Origin of the sequence: Spongiactinospora sp. TRM90649 (assembly GCF_029382225.1) — a bacterium.
Lineage (GTDB): Bacteria > Actinomycetota > Actinomycetes > Streptosporangiales > Streptosporangiaceae > Spongiactinospora.
On the sequence record NZ_JARLTC010000019.1, the window covers coordinates 153,207 to 168,749 of the forward strand.

At 72.1% G+C, this 15,543-nt stretch carries 14 protein-coding genes; 8 read left to right on the forward strand and 6 right to left on the reverse strand.

Annotation, left to right across the window (positions count from 1 at the left end; genetic code table 11):
* Positions 1–12 precede the first annotated feature (12 nt).
* Genes P3X83_RS22500 through P3X83_RS22525 form a run of 5 tightly spaced genes read left to right on the forward strand, consistent with a single transcriptional unit; the run spans position 13 to position 4,678 of the window.
* Positions 13–261 (forward strand): acyl carrier protein, encoded by a 249-nt coding sequence (locus tag P3X83_RS22500; protein WP_277307139.1) that lies wholly within the window; start codon positions 13–15, stop codon positions 259–261.
* Positions 258–1,094: a cupin domain-containing protein gene (locus tag P3X83_RS43355; protein WP_346742733.1), complete on the forward strand. Its 837-nt coding sequence runs from the start codon at positions 258–260 to the stop codon at positions 1,092–1,094. The genes P3X83_RS22500 and P3X83_RS43355 overlap by 4 nt, the downstream gene beginning before the upstream one ends.
* Positions 1,091–2,353 (forward strand): beta-ketoacyl-[acyl-carrier-protein] synthase family protein, encoded by a 1,263-nt coding sequence (locus P3X83_RS22515; RefSeq protein WP_277307140.1) that lies wholly within the window; start codon positions 1,091–1,093, stop codon positions 2,351–2,353. The genes P3X83_RS43355 and P3X83_RS22515 overlap by 4 nt, the downstream gene beginning before the upstream one ends.
* A gap of 3 nt (positions 2,354–2,356) precedes the next feature.
* Positions 2,357–3,598 (forward strand): beta-ketoacyl synthase N-terminal-like domain-containing protein, encoded by a 1,242-nt coding sequence (locus P3X83_RS22520; RefSeq protein ID WP_277307141.1) that lies wholly within the window; start codon positions 2,357–2,359, stop codon positions 3,596–3,598.
* A 9-nt stretch (positions 3,599–3,607) separates the two neighbouring features.
* Complete coding sequence (locus tag P3X83_RS22525; RefSeq protein ID WP_277307142.1) at positions 3,608–4,678, forward strand: winged helix DNA-binding domain-containing protein; 1,071 nt, start codon at positions 3,608–3,610, stop codon at positions 4,676–4,678.
* On the opposite strand, the gene P3X83_RS22530 is transcribed toward P3X83_RS22525, so the two are convergent.
* The 5 genes from P3X83_RS22530 to P3X83_RS22550 form a co-directional block, all read right to left on the reverse strand.
* Positions 4,656–5,537 (reverse strand): biotin-dependent carboxyltransferase family protein, encoded by an 882-nt coding sequence (locus tag P3X83_RS22530; RefSeq protein ID WP_277307143.1) that lies wholly within the window; start codon positions 5,535–5,537, stop codon positions 4,656–4,658. The two genes, P3X83_RS22525 and P3X83_RS22530, sit on opposite strands and share 23 nt — an antisense overlap.
* Positions 5,534–6,178, reverse strand: a complete 645-nt coding sequence (locus P3X83_RS22535) for an allophanate hydrolase subunit 1 (RefSeq protein ID WP_277307144.1) — start codon at positions 6,176–6,178, stop codon at positions 5,534–5,536. Before P3X83_RS22535 ends, P3X83_RS22530 begins: the two co-directional genes overlap by 4 nt.
* Positions 6,175–6,930: a 5-oxoprolinase subunit PxpA gene (locus tag P3X83_RS22540; protein ID WP_277307145.1), complete on the reverse strand. Its 756-nt coding sequence runs from the start codon at positions 6,928–6,930 to the stop codon at positions 6,175–6,177. The genes P3X83_RS22535 and P3X83_RS22540 overlap by 4 nt, the downstream gene beginning before the upstream one ends.
* A gap of 51 nt (positions 6,931–6,981) precedes the next feature.
* Positions 6,982–8,499: a hypothetical protein gene (locus P3X83_RS22545; protein WP_277307200.1), complete on the reverse strand. Its 1,518-nt coding sequence runs from the start codon at positions 8,497–8,499 to the stop codon at positions 6,982–6,984.
* A 275-nt stretch (positions 8,500–8,774) separates the two neighbouring features.
* Positions 8,775–9,026, reverse strand: coding sequence for a hypothetical protein (locus P3X83_RS22550; protein WP_277307146.1), 252 nt, complete (start codon positions 9,024–9,026; stop codon positions 8,775–8,777).
* 100 nt (positions 9,027–9,126) lie between these two features.
* Here P3X83_RS22550 and P3X83_RS22555 point away from each other — a divergent pair, with 100 nt between their 5' ends.
* From P3X83_RS22555 to P3X83_RS22565, 3 genes are all read left to right on the forward strand, one after another.
* Positions 9,127–9,696 (forward strand): HhH-GPD-type base excision DNA repair protein, encoded by a 570-nt coding sequence (locus tag P3X83_RS22555; RefSeq protein WP_277307147.1) that lies wholly within the window; start codon positions 9,127–9,129, stop codon positions 9,694–9,696.
* Positions 9,697–10,001: 305 nt separating this feature from the next.
* On the forward strand, positions 10,002–12,101 hold the full coding sequence (locus tag P3X83_RS22560; protein ID WP_277307148.1) for a SpoIIE family protein phosphatase: 2,100 nt from the start codon (positions 10,002–10,004) through the stop codon (positions 12,099–12,101).
* Positions 12,102–12,338: 237 nt separating this feature from the next.
* Positions 12,339–14,102 carry an RNA polymerase sigma factor gene (locus tag P3X83_RS22565; protein ID WP_277307149.1) on the forward strand — a complete coding sequence of 588 codons (1,764 nt, stop codon included), beginning with the start codon at positions 12,339–12,341 and terminating at the stop codon, positions 14,100–14,102.
* A gap of 983 nt (positions 14,103–15,085) precedes the next feature.
* Here the strand turns inward: P3X83_RS22565 and P3X83_RS22570 are convergent.
* Positions 15,086–15,235, reverse strand: a complete 150-nt coding sequence (locus P3X83_RS22570; RefSeq protein ID WP_277307150.1) for a hypothetical protein — start codon at positions 15,233–15,235, stop codon at positions 15,086–15,088.
* Between the last annotated feature and the right edge of the window lie 308 nt (positions 15,236–15,543).

Genomic DNA, 15,543 nt, shown 5'->3' on the forward strand with positions numbered 1-15,543 from the left:
CTGGAGTGACCAATGTCGCAAACGTTCACCGATCACGACCTGCGTGCGTTGCTCATCGCGGTCGGGCTGGCACCCGACGTGACCGACGAGGCGTACGCCCTCACCTTCGAGGAACTCGACCTCGACTCGCTGGCCCGCATGGAGATCGCGACGCGGATCCAGGAGAAGTACGGCGTGGACATCGAGGACGAACTGGTCGCCGAACTTTCCCCCATCCAGGCCAAGCGCCTGGTCAACGAGCGCCTGGAGAGTGCCGCATGATCGGACACACCGACAACGTCGTGGACATCGACGCCCCCATCGGCTGGGTCTGGAACCACACCAACGACGTACGCCGCTGGACCGACCTGTTCAGCGAGTACGCCAAGGTCGAGATCCTCTCGGAGGAGCCCGCCGCGGTGACCTTCCGGCTGACCATGCACCCCGACGAGGAGGGCAGGCAGTGGTCGTGGGTCTCCCACCGCGAGTGGGACCGCGACACCTGGACGGTCCGGGCGCGCCGCGTCGAGACCGGGCCGTTCGAGTTCATGAACATCGCCTGGACCTACGAGGAGCTGGAGCCGGACAAGACCCGCATGCGCTGGGTGCAGGACTTCCAGATGAAGCCGAGCGCGCCCGTGGACACCGCCCAGATGACCGAGCACATCAACCGCAACAGCCGGGTCCAGATGGACCTCATCGCCGAGCGGCTGCACCGCCGCCGCCGCGCGCCGGTCGGCTTCGACGACGTGGCCTCCAACCGGCGGCGCGGCGGCGACCTGCGCACGCTGGTCGCGCCGAGCACGGTGGGGTCGGCGTACGGCTTCTGCGGCGCCGTCCGGCTCGGGGTGGGCGAGCGGATCGCCGAGCACTACCACCCCTACTCCGAGGAGTACCTGTTCGTGGCGCGCGGCGAGGTCCGCATCGACCTGGACGGCGAGCCCACCGCCGCCGGTCCCGACCACGCGATCCTGATCCCGCGAAACGTCCGCCACCGGGTGGTGAACACCGGCTCTGAGGAGGCCCAGGTCGTCTTCACCCTCGCGCCGCTGGCCCCCCGTCCCGAACTCGGCCACGTGGAGACCGAGCGGCACGAGGCGGCGGAGCCCGCATGACACGCCGCCGCAGCGTCGTCACCGGAATCGGGGTGACGGCCCCGGGCGGGGGCACCAGGGAGGAGTTCTGGACCAGGATCGTCGGCGGCAAGCCGGCGATCCGCCGGATCAGCGTCTTCGACCCCGCCCTCTTCCGCTCGCAGGTCGCCGCCGAGTGCGACTTCGACCCGATCGCCCATGGGCTGAACCCGAGAGAGGTCCGCCGTCTTGACCGTTTCGTCCTGATGGCGATGGCCTGCGCGGACGAGGCGTTCGCCGACGCGGGCCTTTCCCAGCCGGAGATCGACCACGACCGGATGGGCGTCTCCCTCGGCAGCGCCGTCGGGGCGACCATCCGCCTGGAGGAGGAATACGTCGTGGCCAGCGACGGCGGCCGGCACTGGGAGGTGGACGCCCGGCACGCCCTGCCGTTCCTCTACAGCGCGCTGGTGCCCTCCAGCGGGGCCGCCGAGCTGGCCGTGCGGTTCGGCGCGCACGGCCCGGCCACGGTGGTCTCCACGGGCTGCACCTCCGGGATCGACGCCATCGGCCACGCCCACACCCTCATCCAGGACGGCGAGGCCGACATCATGATCGCGGGCGCGTCCGACGCGCCGATCTCCCCGATCACGGTGGCCTGCTTCGACGCCATCCGGGCGACCACCCCCGAGAACGACGACCCCGAGCGCGCCTCGCGGCCCTTCGACGCCGACCGCAAGGGGTTCGTGCTCGGCGAGGGCGCGGCCGTCCTGATCGTGGAGGAGCTGGAGCACGCGCTGGCCCGCGACGCCCGGATCTACTGCGAGATCACCGGCTCCGCCGCCAGGGCCAACGGCTTCCACATGACCGGGCTGCGCCCGGACGGCTTCGAACTCGGCGAGGCGATCGCGGAGGCGCTGGACCAGGCGCGGCTCAACCCCGACGAGATCGGCTATGTCAGCGCCCACGGCTCGGGCACCAAGCAGAACGACCGCCACGAGACCGCCGCCTACAAGCGGGCCCTCGGCGAGGCCGCCCGGCGGGTGCCGATCAGCTCCATCAAGTCGGTGATCGGGCACTCCCTCGGCGCCATCGGCTCGATCGAGATGGCGGCCTGCGCCCTGGTGATCGAACGCGGCGTGCTGCCGCCCACCGCGAACCTCACCACCCCCGACCCGCAGTGCGACCTCGACTACATCCCGGTCGTGGCCAGGGAGGCGGCCGTCACGCACGCACTGTCGGCCGGCAGCGGGTTCGGCGGATTCCAGTCCGCGATGATCTTTTCCAGATTCGGAGGATGACACGTGCCGCAACGTGCGGTGATCAGCGGCATCGGGGTGATCGCCCCGACCGGCGTGGGCGCGGCCGACCACTGGTTCGCCGGGCTGGCCGGTCGCAGCGGCATCCGGGAACTGCCCGGCCGCACGGCCCCCGGCCTGAAGGTCAGGGTCGCCGGGCAGGTGGCCGGTTTCGACGAGACCGAGTTCGTGGCCAACCGCCTCCTCGTCCAGACCGACCGCTGGTCGTGGCTGGGTCTGGCGGCGACCGAGCTGGCGCTGTCCGACGCCGCCCTGGACACCAAGAAGGAGTTCCCCTTCCACCTCTCCGTGGTGACCGCGGCGGCCTCGGGCGGCAACGCCTTCGGGCAGCGGGAGATCCAGGCCCTCTACAAGGAGGGGCCGCGGTCGGTGAGCGCCTACCAGTCGATCGGCTGGTTCTACGCCGCCAGCAGCGGCCAGATCTCGATCAGGCACCAGCTCAAGGGGGCGTGCGGGGTGCTGGTCGCCGACGCGGCGGGCGGCATCGACGCGCTCGCCCAGTCCAGGCGGCTGATCTCCCGGGGCAGCGGCGTGGTGGTGACGGGCGGCACCGAGGCGCCGCTGTCGCCGTACGCGATGGCCTGCCAGGCGAGCCAGGAGACGCTGAGCCCCGACCCCGACCCTGCCACGGCGTACCGGCCGTTCGCGCCCGACGCCACCGGGCAGGTGCCGGGGGAGGGCGGGGCCATGCTCGTGGTCGAGGAGTGGCGGCGCGCGCACCTGCGCGGCGCGACGGTCTACGCGGAGGTGGCCGGGTCCGCCTCCACCCATGACGCGACCGACGCCACCGCCCCCGCGAGCGACCACGCCCAGTACGCCAGGGCCATGCGCGAGGCCATCGGCAGATCCGGGTGCGAGCCCGGCGACATCGACGCCGTCTTCGCCGACGGCGCGGGCGACCCGCTCGGCGACGAACTGGAGGCGAGGGCGCTGCGCGAGGTGTTCGGACCGCGCCGGGTGCCGGTAACCGTCCCCAAGACGATGACCGGACGCTTGTGCTCGGGCGGGGCCGCGCTCGACCTCGCCTGGGCGGCCCTTTCGGTGTCCCACGGCGTGCTGCCCCCAACGATCAACGTCGACACGCGTCAGGCCGCCGCCCGCCACGGGATCGACCTGGTCGCCGAGCCGCGCGAACTGCCCGGCACGGCCACCGTCCTGGTGGCCGCCAGGGGCGCGGGCGGGTTCAACTCGGCGGCCGTGCTCAGGACCCCCGCCTATGACGTGTAGACAGGACGGGTGACGACACTCGACACCACATGGCCCGCGGTGCTGGCGTGGCGGCTGGAGCGGCAGTTCGTGAGCACCCCGGGACCCGACCCGGTATCGGTCGCGCGGCGGCTCTGCGGGATCCAGGCGCAGGTGGCCTCCGCGGCCGAGCTGGCGATCGCGGTCCGCCTCGGCGCGGCCCCGCGCGGCGACGTCGGCCGCGCGCTGTGGCAGGACCGCACGCTGATCAAGACCTGGCTGATGCGCGGCACCCTGCATCTGATCCCCGCCGGCGAACTGCCGGCGTACTGCGGTGCGCTCGGCTCGCTGCGCTTCTGGGAGAAGGGGTCGTGGCTGCGCGGGCACGGCGTCACCGCCGCCGAGGTCGACGCGATCATCGACGCCGTCCCCCGGGCGCTGCGCGAGGGCCCGCTGACCCGCGAGGAACTGACCGAGGCGATCATCGAGCTCACCGGCGACGGCCATCTGCGGGAGGCGCTCACCTCCGGCTGGGGCGTGCTGCTCAAGCCGCTGAGCTTCCTCGGGCAACTCTGCTACGGCCCGCCGCGCGAAGGCAGGGTCACGTTCGCCTCCCCGGGCATCGTCCCCCTGCCGGTGCAGGAGGCGGGCGTCCGCCTGCTCCGGGCGTTCCTCGGCGCGCACGGTCCCGCGACGCCGGAGATGTTCGACGCCTGGCTGTTTCGCGGCATGGCCCGCAAGGCGGTGCTCCGCGGCTGGTTCGAGGCCCTGCGGCCGGAACTGGCCGAGGTCACCGTCGAGGGCCGCACGTTGTTCGCGCTCGCCGAGCACCTGGACGCCCTCGCCGCCGCCCGACCCGTGGAGACCGTGCACCTGCTGCCCGGCTTCGACCAGTACATCCTTGGCGCACCCCGCGATCTGGCGCCGCTGCTGCCCACCGAGGCGCGGGCCAAGGTCAGCCGCACCGCGGGCTGGATCTCCCCGGTCGTCGTCTACCGGGGGCGGGTCGCCGGGGTGTGGGAGGCCAAATCGGGCCGGCCGGTGTTCGACCTCTTCGAAGAGGTGCCGGAACCGCTGCTCACCCCGGCCGCCGACCGGATCAGCGCGCTGCTGGCCCAGTGAGGGAAGCACTGAGCGGGCGGAACCGCACGAGGTCTCCGGGGCGTAGCTGCGCGGCCAGGGCGACGGACCTCGCGGTGAGCACGGCGATCACCGGATAGCCCCCGGTGGGGGGATGGTCGGTGAGGAAGACGATGGGGTGGCCGTCCGGGGGCACCTGGACGGCGCCCGTCGCCATGCCCTCGCTGGGGATCTCGCCCTCGCGGGCGCGCCGCAGCACCGGCCCGCGCAGCCGCACGCCGACCCGGTTGCTCTGCTGGCTCACCTCGTACGGCTCGCCGTACAGCCGCCGCGCGGCCTCGGCGGTGAACCAGTCGTCGCGCGGCCCGGGGATCACATCGAGCACCGGGACGGCGGGCAGCGCCAAAGGCGGGGCGGCGTCCACCGTGATCGGGCCGAGCCCGGCGACCGGCCCCACCGGCAGCGGCTCGCCCGCACGCAGCGGCGGAGGCCCGAGCCCGGACAGCGAGTCGGCCGAGCGGCTGCCCAGCACCGGCTCGGTCGCGACGCCGCCGCGCACCGCGACGTAGCTCCGCAACCCTCTCGCCGGTCGCCCCAGGAGCAGCTCCGCCCCGGCCGGGGCCCACAGCGGCGCATACATGTCCGCGGCCCGTCCGGCCAGCCGCAGCGGGCAGGGCGCCCCGGTGACGGCCACCCAGGCGGCCGCCGTGAACCGCAGCCGCGCGCCGCCGTAGGTGACCTCGACGGCGGCGTGCGACTCCGGGTTGCCGAGCAGGCGGTTGGCCAGCCTGAGGGACGGTTCGTCGGCCGCGCCGGACCGGGGCACCCCGAGGTGCGCGTAACCCGGCCTGCCGAGGTCCTGCACGGTCGCGTAGGGCCCGGGGGAGAGGAGTTCGATCACCGGGCGACCTCGAAGCGCACCCGCGTGCCGGGCCGCAGCACCGACGGCGGGTCGGCGCGCTCGTCCCACACCCGCAGGGCGGTGTGGCCGAGCAGCCGCCAGCCACCGGGCGAGGCCGAGGGATAGACCGCCGAGTACGGACCGGCGACGGCGACCGCGCCCGCCGGGACGGAGGTTCGCGGCGTCTGCAGGCGCGGGACGTGGAGGCGGGGGTCGAGGCCGGTCAGGTAGGCGAAGCCCGGGGCGAAGCCGAGCCAGCCGGCCACCAGTTCGGCGCCGGCGTGCCGGGCGACGACCTCGCCGGGGGTCAGGCCGGTGAGCCTGGCGACCTCGGCAAGGTCTTCGCCGTCGTAGACGACCGGGATCGTGACCAGGTCGCCCGTGGTGTCGTGGTGGCCGGGGGCGGGCTCGTCACGGGCCGCAGCGGCCAAAGCCGACAGCCGGGCGCGCAGGCGCGCGAGGTCCGCCCCCGGCGCCAGGACCAGCACCGTGGCCGGGCCGGGCACGATCTCCGCCACACCCGGCGGGCGCTCGGCCCGCAGGAGGGCGTCGAGCCGGTGGGAGACGGCCAGCCCGCCCGTCTCGACGAGCAGGCCGTGCTCGCCCGCCCGGCGGATCGCCGGGGAATCGCCGCCGGTCACGCGAACGGCCGCAGGGACAGACCGGCGTCGTTGAGCGCGTCTCTGACGGCGCGGGCCAGTGCGACCGCGCCGGGGGTGTCGCCGTGCACGCACAGCGAGCGCGCCGTGACCTCGACCATCGTGCCGTCGGCGGCGGCGATCTCGGCCCCGGCGGCCATCCGCGCGGCGCGGGCGGCGACCACGGCCGGGTCGTGCAGCACGGCACCCGGCTCGCGCCGGGAGACCAGCCGTCCTTCTGGGGTGTAGGCGCGGTCGGCGAAGGCCTCGGTGACCGTGCGCACGCCGTACCGGGCGGCGGCCTCGTGCACCTCGGAGACCGGCAGGGTCAGCACCGGCAGGTCGGGGGAGTAGGCGGCGACCGCGCCGACCAGCGCCTCAGCCTGGCCGGCGTCGCGGACCACCCGGTTGTACAGCGCGCCGTGCGGCTTGACGTAGGAGACCCGGCCGCCCATCGCCCGCGCCACGCCGTCGAGGGCCGCCACCTGGTAGAGCACCTCGGCGGACAGCTCGTCCGGCTCGACGTCCATCTCACGCCGCCCGAACCCGGCCAGGTCGCGGTAGGAGACCTGCGCGCCGATGATCACGCCGCGATCGACCGCCGCCGCGCAGGTGCGGCGGATCGTGAGCGGATCGCCCGCGTGGAACCCGCAGGCGATGTTGGCGCTGGTGACGATGTCGAGCAGGGCGTCGTCGTCGCCGAGCCGCCAGATGCCGAATCCCTCACCGAGATCGGCGTTGAGGTCGATCTCCATCCCGCCTCCTAGCGTCACGCCCACCCTAGACGGCGGGACGCCGGGCCGATGTCACACCGGCGGCGAGTCGGGTATGTCGGCGATGTCGTCGAAAGCGGCGGCCAGCTCGGCGGGGTGGTCGCCGATCCGCTCGGCGATCTCGATCAGCACGTGCAGCACGTCGTGCCGGTCGTGCCCGAGGTCGAGCAGCCGCTGCGCGGCCTCCCAGAGCTCCGGCGGATCGCCGTTCCACAGCCGCCTGGCGATCTCCTCGTGCCAGGCCAGGTGCTCCTGGTAGTCGGGACGGTTGCGATCGCCCATGTGGTCGATCTCCAGCAGGATCCGCCGGTCGCCCTCGACCGCCGGGTTCAGCCGGTCCAGCAGTATGTCGCCGTGCGCGCCCTGCAGGTAGGGGAACGCGAACACCCGGCGGGCCAGCGCCGACAGGTCGCCGTCGGGCAGCAGCCGCTCCACCAGCTCACGGTCGAGGCCCAGCGAGGTGGGGTCGCGGTAGGCCTCGGCGAACCGGTTGGTGGCCTCCCAGATCGCGTCGAGCGTGGCCAGCAGCCCCGGCTCGGGCAGCCCCGTACGGCCCGCCGCGAACCGCGCCCACGCCGACAGCACGTACGGCACCGCGTCCTGCTCGGCCGGGCTCAGCATGATCTTGCGGGGCAGGTGGTCGAGCAGGAAGGTCTCGCACTTGGTGGGACTGACCCGCAGCGGGCGGCCGAAGTCGTGCTCGCAGCCGTAGTCGATGATGTGGTCGGCGCACCGCGAGGCGGCCGACGGGTCGGACAGCTGCTCGGCCGCGTCGGAGGCCAGGAACTCCGCCGCCAGCATGGCCCGCCGCTCGCGGTTGTAGGGGGCCTCGGTGTGCAGCGGCGCCGGGCGCTTGCGGCCGGGCGGCAGCGCCTTGATCCGTGAGCGGGCGAACGCGTGGTAGGTGGCGTAGCTGTCGCTGACCGGGGGCGGGCCGTTGCGGTCGAAGCCGTCGCGGGTGGCCTTCATCGCCGACTCCAGCAGCGCCCTGGCCTGCTGCGGCGCGAGCTCCTCGAACAGCAGCATGGGGTTGCCCTCGGCCTCGGCCCTCGCCTTTTCGAGCAGGGTGTCGACCTGCGAGGAGACCCAGGCGTCGCGGGCCATGCCGCGCATGTTGTAGTCGACGACGAGGACCAGCGCGTGGCGTTCCTCGGACGCCCTGCCGTCGCGGTCGCGGTAGGCGAACGTGCAGAGCACGGTGTCCTGGTCGCCGTAGGCGTCGCGTGAGACGAAGCACCCGGTGGGCTTGACCGCGCCGACCCGCTCGGCCCAGCGCGGCCGGGCCACCCCGGACTCCATCAGCGCCAGCGCCGCGCCCTCGGACTTGGCCGCCTGGCGCGCCGTGCCCAGATAGGCCATCGCGATCAGCAGGGTCAGGCCGGCGGGGGTGCCCGCCTTGGCCGCGTAGTCGACCAGTCCCTCGCCCAGGACCTGCTCGACGTCGCCGCCCGGCAGGCGGCGGCCCCACCACGCGCCGACCATGTCGGAGACCATCAGCTCCGCGTCGAGCGGGCTGCGCACGGCCAGCAGTTCGCGGGAGGCCAGCAGCATCTCCGCGAAGACGTCGTCGGGGGGCGGGGATTCCTGAGGGGCTCGACGGTGCTTACGGATCACGCAACCTCCTGGGGCGCCCACCCGAGCCGGATGCCGCCGCGGGCGATGGCTCGCTCGTTCACGCACCCTCCTGTGTCGGCCGGGCGAGCCCAAGGCTGCCGTACTGGGCGGAGACGCTCGCCGGCGGCCGTGTTCCCGGCCTCGCTAACGGCTCAACCCTCTCGCGTTCCCGGGCGGAACAGTGCGAAGAACGCGGCCCGGTAACCCCTATGTTACCGACGAATGCGGGGGCGCGGCGCGGAGTTCACAAGGGCGAGCAGGTGTTCCCGGGCCACTCGCTCCACGATGTCCGCCGTCGCGCCGATCCCGAGATGCCGGGCGCGCGCCCACGTGTCGGCGACACAGCGCTCCACGGATTCGGCGGGTACCTGGCGGAACTCGGCGGTGAGACGTGCGCTGACCGGGTCGGCGGAAGCGGGGCCGCGCTTGGGGCCGAAGGACGCTCGGGCGACGAGATCGTGCATCGGAATGGGTGATTCCTTGCTTCATAGGACCGGCGCTCCCATTCCATATGTTCTCTCGTCTGTGTCAACCCCCCGGCGGCCGACATGCGAAGCTGGTGCCATGCGCATACAGCTCGCCCAGCGGGCCGAGGCCGACGAGCTGCTCGGCCGCAACCCGTTCGCCCTCTTGACCGGAATGCTGCTCGATCAGCAAGTCGCCATGGAATGGGCGTTCACCGGGCCCTACACCATCGCCGAGCGGCTCGGCGGCGACCTCACCCCCGAGGAGATCGTCTCCCGAGACCCCGAGGAGTTCGCCGCGCTGCTCGCGGCCAAGCCCGCCGTGCACCGCTACCCCTCGTCGATGGCCAAGCGCGTGCAGCAGCTCGCCGCCTACCTGGTCGAGCACTACGACGGCGACGCCGAGGCGCTGTGGCGCGACGTCTCCGAGGGCAAGGAGGTGCTGCGCCGGCTGAACGCGCTGCCGGGGTTCGGCAAGCAGAAGGCGCAGATCTTCCTCGCCCTGCTCGGCAAGCAGCTCGGGGTGCGGCCCGAGGGGTGGCGCGAGGCGGCGGGGGCGTACGGCGAGGAGGGCTCGCTCCGCTCGGTGGCCGACGTCGTGGACGACGACACCCTGGGGAAGGTGCGCGCCGCCAAGCAGGCGGCCAAGCAGGCCGCCAAGTCGGGCTGAAGCCCGCTGAAGCCCGCTGAAGCCCGCTGAACAGCGTGCTGAACTGCGCACCGACCGGTCCTGGGCAGGCCGGACGCGGCGGGCCGATGAACCGGGGGCCGGGCCGAGTAGCTTGATCCTGCTGCGCGGCGCGCGGCGGATTTGGCAGGATGCGTTGACCGCATTGCGGCCGGGGCTTCCGTCCGCGCCTGCCCATCGCCGATGATGTACTGCAGTATCCGGTCCCCCGGAGCTGCGCAATACCGATTCTCGAGTTTGGAGATGTGCCTCGTGGGAGACCCTGGCACGCTACGGAGGTGCCGACCATGAGTGCCGAGACCTCCGTACCCCGTCCCCGGGAGTCGGATGTGGAAGTCGTGGATCCCTCGCTGCTGACCGGCCTGATGTTCCAGACTCCCTACGCGCTGGCCTTCTTCGATCCCGCAGGCCGCTTCCTGCGGGCCAACGACGTCTTCGGCGACGTGGTCGGGGTCTCCGTCGACGACCTGGCGGGCCGTCTCCCCGGCGAGACCCTCGCCGCCGACCTGACCGCGCTGATCGAGGGCGCCGTCCGCACCGTGGTGGAGGAGGAGCGCGGCATCCACGACGGCGATCACCGGGTGCGCGTCCGCTCGGCCGACGGCGAGACCCGCCACTGGGCGCTCTCCTTCTCGCCGATCCGTGACGACGAGGAGAAGCTGCGCACGGTCGCGCTGGTCGGGGTCGACGTCACCGAGAGCAGGCAGACCGAGGAGGACCTGCGCCGCAGCGAGGAGCGGTACCGCTCGCTGGTCGAGGCGCAGTCCCAGCTCGTCTGGATCACCTCGCCCTCCGGCGCGGTGGTGGAGGACGCGCCGCGCTGGCGCGCCATCACCGGCCAGGGGCTTGAGGAGTACCTCGCCCACGGCTGGCTGGAGGTCGTGCATCCCGACGACCGCCAGCACACCGAGGAGGCCTGGCGCGAGGCGCTGCGCGGCCGGACCATGTTCGAGTGGAACTACCGGGTCCGCACCAGGGCCAGCGGGTACCGCCACTTCGAGGTCAGGGCGGTGCCCATCATCAGGCACGGCCGGGTCGTGGAGTGGGTGGGCGCCAACACCGACGTCACGCCGCAGCGCGAGGCCGAGGAGATGCGCGGCAGGCTGACCGACCAGCTCGGCGCCGCCGCGCTGCGCACGGCCCGGCTGCAGGGCGCGACCGCGATGCTGGCCGAGGCGCTGACGGTCGAGCAGGTGGTGCAGGTCATCATCGACGTCGGCCGTACGGCGGTGGCCGCCGACAAGTCGGCCGTGGCGCTGCTCGACCCCGACCGCGCGGTGCTCAAGCTGATCAACAGCAGCGGGGTGCCCGACGTCCCCGGGTTCCCCGGCGACGAGATCCCGCTGGGCCAGTCCAGCGTCATGACCATGGCGGTGAACAGCCGCAGGCCGGTCTTCGCCGAGTCGTCCGACAGCCTGTCGGCCCAGCTCCGCGACGCCGGGGCCGACGAGGAGACGATCGCCAGGTTCACCGGCCACGACGAGGAGCGGGCCTGGGTGGGCCTGCCGCTGCTGGCCGCCGGGCGGGCGCTCGGCGCTCTGCGCTTCTCGTTCACCCGCCCCCAGAAGATCTCCCAGGAGGACGGCGTCTTCCTGGAGGCGCTCGCCGGGCAGTGCGCCCTCGCCGTCGAGCGGGCCACGCTCTTCGAGCGTGAGCACCGCACCGCCGAGACCTTGCAGCGCAGCCTGCTCCCCGACCGCCTGCCGGTGGTGCCCGGGCTGATGCTGGCCCAGCGTTTCCGCTCGGGCAGCCGTCACGTCCAGGTCGGCGGCGACTGGTACGACGCCTTCGTCCTCCAGGACAGCCGGGTCGCGGCCGTGGTCGGCGACGTGATGGGCAAGGGCGTTGTCGCCGCGGCGGGAATGGGCCGCATCCGCAACGCGATGCGCGCCCTGGCGCTGACCAACCCGCCGCCCGCCGCCGTGCTCACCGGTCTCGACCGGGTCTTCGAGGCCACGGAAGACGAGGAGCAGGTCACCACGCTCGCCTACATGGTGGTCGAGCCGGGCAGCGGGGAGGGCACCCTCGCGCTGGCCGGTCACCCGCCGCCCGTGCTGGTGTCGCCGCAGGGCGTGCCGCTGCTCTGCGACGCGGAGCCCGGCACTCCGCTGGGCTGGGCGGCCAGCCGCAAGCAGTTCCGGTTCTGTGTGCCGCCGGGCCACACGGCCGTGCTCTACTCCGACGGTTTGGTGGAGAATCGCAAGCGCGGTCTCGACGCCGGACTCGCGGAGCTTTGCTCGGTTGTGCAGGAGGCCCCGCCGGAAGTAGTGGGAAGCCCGCATTTGCTGCTTGACTTCCTGGTAGATCGTATGCTGGCGGGGTACGAGCAGGATGATGACGTTACTGTCCTGGCGATTCACGTGCCTGGTGCCACGAAGAGTGACTGAATGAAACAGTCATAACGGTTGCTTTCGGATATCAGTGCGCGGCTTCCGTACGCACTACTCTCTGGGTCGGCCTAGGGTGGAGGGCAACCGCCGGGAGGCGGCCGTATGGAGTGCGGTGTCGTGTCACAATGCTGGGCAGGTCCGTCGCGGTCCGTACGGCCAGCACAACATGAAGGCATCTGCCCCTAGCGGGCAACTTGGGTCCATTGTCGCCACGCGTTCGTTCGAGAGGTGTTCGTGTCGCCTGCAAGTTCGACTCGCTCAAAGCCATCGGAGCTGAACGAGCCCGTCATTCAGCGACTGCTCGAGCGTGGGCGCTCGCAGGGTTTCCTTGAGTCCGAGGATGTCCGCAAGGCCTTCGAGGAGGCCGACATCCCCATGTCGCACGCCGCCGGGTTCCTGCGGAGCCTCAGCAAGGAAGGCGTGACCGTGGTGGTGACGGCCGCCGACTCCGCGGCCGCGCCCAAGAGGTCTCGCGGTTCGGGCAAGCGACGCACGGCCGCTCCCGTCAAGAAGTCCAAGCCGGCCTCGGCCGCGGCCAAGGAGCCGCAGCCCGAGACCGTCACCGCGGTCGTCAGTGAGCCCGAGCCGGCCACCACGAGGAAACCGAAGCCCGAGGCCCCCGCGCAGAAGGTCGCCTCCGCAAACGAGGCCGCCAAGAGCGCGCCCGCCAAGAAGGCCGCCCCGGTCAAGCCCGCCCAGGCCAAGACCGCCGCGACCTCCGCCGCCAAGAAGGCGGCCCCGCAGGCTCCCGCGGCCCAGACACCAGCCGCCAAGTCCGCACCCGCAGACGCGAAGCCCAAGTCGGCCGACGTCGACGACGAGGGCGACGACGACCTCGACCTCGATGTCGACGTCGAGCTCGAAGACTTCGAGCTCGACGACGTGGAGGGCGAAGACGAGGTCGACGCCGGAGACGAGGTCGAAGAGCCGGAGGCCGACGCCGAGGCCGAGACCGACGGCGCGCCCGCCGACGCCGAGCCCGGCGATGAGCCGAAGGTCGCCGTCGTGGTGCAGGGCGAGGACGAGGTCCTCATCCTGTCCGACGACGACGATGACGCGCCCGTCGCCCAGGTCGCCGCCGCCGGAGCCACCGCCGACCCGGTCAAGGACTACCTCAAGCAGATCGGCAAGGTCCCGCTGCTCAACGCCGAGCAGGAGGTCGAGCTCGCCAAGCGGATCGAGGCCGGCCTGTTCGCCGAGGAGCAGCTCGGCACCGACGGCGACAACCTGCCGGTCGACGTCCGCGCCGAACTGGAGTGGATCGCCGAGGACGGCCGCCGCGCCAAGAACCACCTGCTGGAGGCCAACCTCCGGCTGGTCGTCTCACTGGCCAAGCGCTACACCGGTCGCGGGATGCTGTTCCTGGACCTCATCCAGGAAGGCAACCTCGGCCTGATCCGCGCGGTGGAGAAGTTCGACTACACCAAGGGCTACAAGTTCTCCACCTACGCCACCTGGTGGATCCGCCAGGCGATCACCAGGGCGATGGCCGACCAGGCCCGCACCATCCGCATTCCGGTGCACATGGTCGAGGTCATCAACAAGCTGGCCCGCGTGCAGCGCCAGATGCTCCAGGACCTCGGCCGTGAGCCCACCCCCGAGGAACTGGCCCGCGAGCTGGACATGACCCCTGAGAAGGTCATCGAGGTGCAGAAGTACGGCCGCGAGCCGATCTCCCTGCACACCCCGCTCGGCGAGGAGGGCGACAGCGAGTTCGGCGACCTGATCGAAGACTCCGAGGCGATCGTCCCGGCCGACGCGGTCAGCTTCACCCTCCTTCAGGAGCAGCTCCACTCCGTGCTCGACACCCTGTCTGAGCGCGAGGCGGGCGTGGTCTCCATGCGCTTCGGCCTGACCGACGGTCAGCCGAAGACGCTCGATGAGATCGGCAAGGTCTACGGGGTGACGCGCGAGCGCATCCGCCAGATCGAGAGCAAGACCATGTCCAAGCTCCGCCACCCATCAAGGTCCCAGGTCCTCCGCGACTACCTGGACTAGCCTGCTCCACCACGATCACCGGGTGTCCAGCCGACACCCGGTGATCGCCATGCCCAGCCAAAGCCCTCGGCCCCCGGGTGCCGGTGCCCCCGCCGTACGCCGGCCCCTCCCCGCCCGCACCCGGCCGCCACCTCCCATCCCAAAGCCATCCCCGGCCAAGCCAAGCAACGAGCCACCGCGCCCCCAACCGCCCTCACCCGCTCGGTCCACCCACGGGCCGCACCGCCGCGCAGCCGTCCTCGCTCCGCTCGGGTGCGGAGAGCCGCTTCGCGCGCAATCGTCCTCGCTCCGCTCGGTCGTCTGCTCCCAGTCGGGCTGCGCCCGACGCTCGTGCCGCTCCTCGGTCGCCTGTGTATCGAAACTGAGAAACGCTTGGACGAACCCGACAGGCCGCGTCGCGTCCGACGGCGCCACCAGAGGGCTTCTCCCGCCCGCTCACCGGAGCGAAACCGTCGAACTGCGTTAGAACGCGTCTCTCACACCGCCTGGTGACCCCCTGAAGACCGAACCCCGCTCCGCAGGACGCCGCATTCCTCACGTCGGTCGCTTCCCGCAACGCAAAGTGGTGGAAATCGGCCCGACGGATGCCGCCGACCCGCACTTACGCCGCTGCCATCGGAAACGTTCACCGTCGAGGGCACAGCGGCGACAGGCAGCACGCTTGCACGGATCACGGCGCTCATCTCAGGGCGCCGCCCTCACTAGAGCCACCGTTCCCTCGACGTGTGGACGCAACCGCCGTGGAGCGGGCGCGGTTCATGCCGTTGAGCCCATGCGACCGCCGTTCGACTACAGGGCGGTTCTTGGTGAGGCGGTCGCCCTGGACGCGGCTCGCTCCGGCTGATGCGTGGACCTGCGGTGACACCGGTCCGTCGGTTGAAGGCGGGAGGGACGGAGGCACCCGCAGGTGCGAGGCCGCGCGCTGGATGTGGGCACGGCGGCTCGAAGGGGCGGTCACCATCCCTGCGGGGCGCAGGGTGCTCCTAGACGTGTTCGGCGGCTTCCCAGTCGGCGCAGGGTTGGAGGGAGTGGTGACGGTAGATGACCCCCAGGGGTTGGGGGAGGGTGCGGGCGCCGATGACGTCGCCGCCGGGGCCGCAGGCGCAGTCGGCGCTGCGCTCGTGGTCGATCACATCACCAAGGGGACGTATATGGATAACCTTCATAATCACCCTTAACGCTCAACATGTCTTGACAAATGTACCGTTGAGACTCCGATGGGTGAGCAGAGTGTCACGAGTGGTCGCCTGTTTCGTATGGTGTGTAAGGCGACGGGGCGGATCGCGGGCGGTGATGCGCGCGGGAGGCCGGGAGGGGTCGTAGACTCCCTCAATGATCTCACCCCCGGTTCATCGCCGGGGAACCCCGTTGTCGCCATGGCGTCTCCGTGGCGGGTAATCGATCCGGTGGTCGAGATCGGCGTTCAACCCCTCTGGAAGGG

What these genes read in the sequence shown, in the direction of transcription:
- P3X83_RS22500 (WP_277307139.1), top strand. Translation starts at nt 13, where the DNA reads ATGTCGCAAACGTTCACCGATCACGACCTGCGTGCGTTGCTCATCGCG.
- P3X83_RS43355 (WP_346742733.1), top strand. Translation starts at nt 258, where the DNA reads ATGATCGGACACACCGACAACGTCGTGGACATCGACGCCCCCATCGGC.
- P3X83_RS22515 (WP_277307140.1), top strand. Translation starts at nt 1,091, where the DNA reads ATGACACGCCGCCGCAGCGTCGTCACCGGAATCGGGGTGACGGCCCCG.
- P3X83_RS22540 (WP_277307145.1), bottom strand. Translation starts at nt 6,930, where the DNA reads ATGGAGATCGACCTCAACGCCGATCTCGGTGAGGGATTCGGCATCTGG.
- P3X83_RS22545 (WP_277307200.1), bottom strand. Translation starts at nt 8,499, where the DNA reads ATGCTGCTGGCCTCCCGCGAACTGCTGGCCGTGCGCAGCCCGCTCGAC.
- P3X83_RS22550 (WP_277307146.1), bottom strand. Translation starts at nt 9,026, where the DNA reads ATGCACGATCTCGTCGCCCGAGCGTCCTTCGGCCCCAAGCGCGGCCCC.
- P3X83_RS22555 (WP_277307147.1), top strand. Translation starts at nt 9,127, where the DNA reads ATGCGCATACAGCTCGCCCAGCGGGCCGAGGCCGACGAGCTGCTCGGC.
- P3X83_RS22560 (WP_277307148.1), top strand. Translation starts at nt 10,002, where the DNA reads ATGAGTGCCGAGACCTCCGTACCCCGTCCCCGGGAGTCGGATGTGGAA.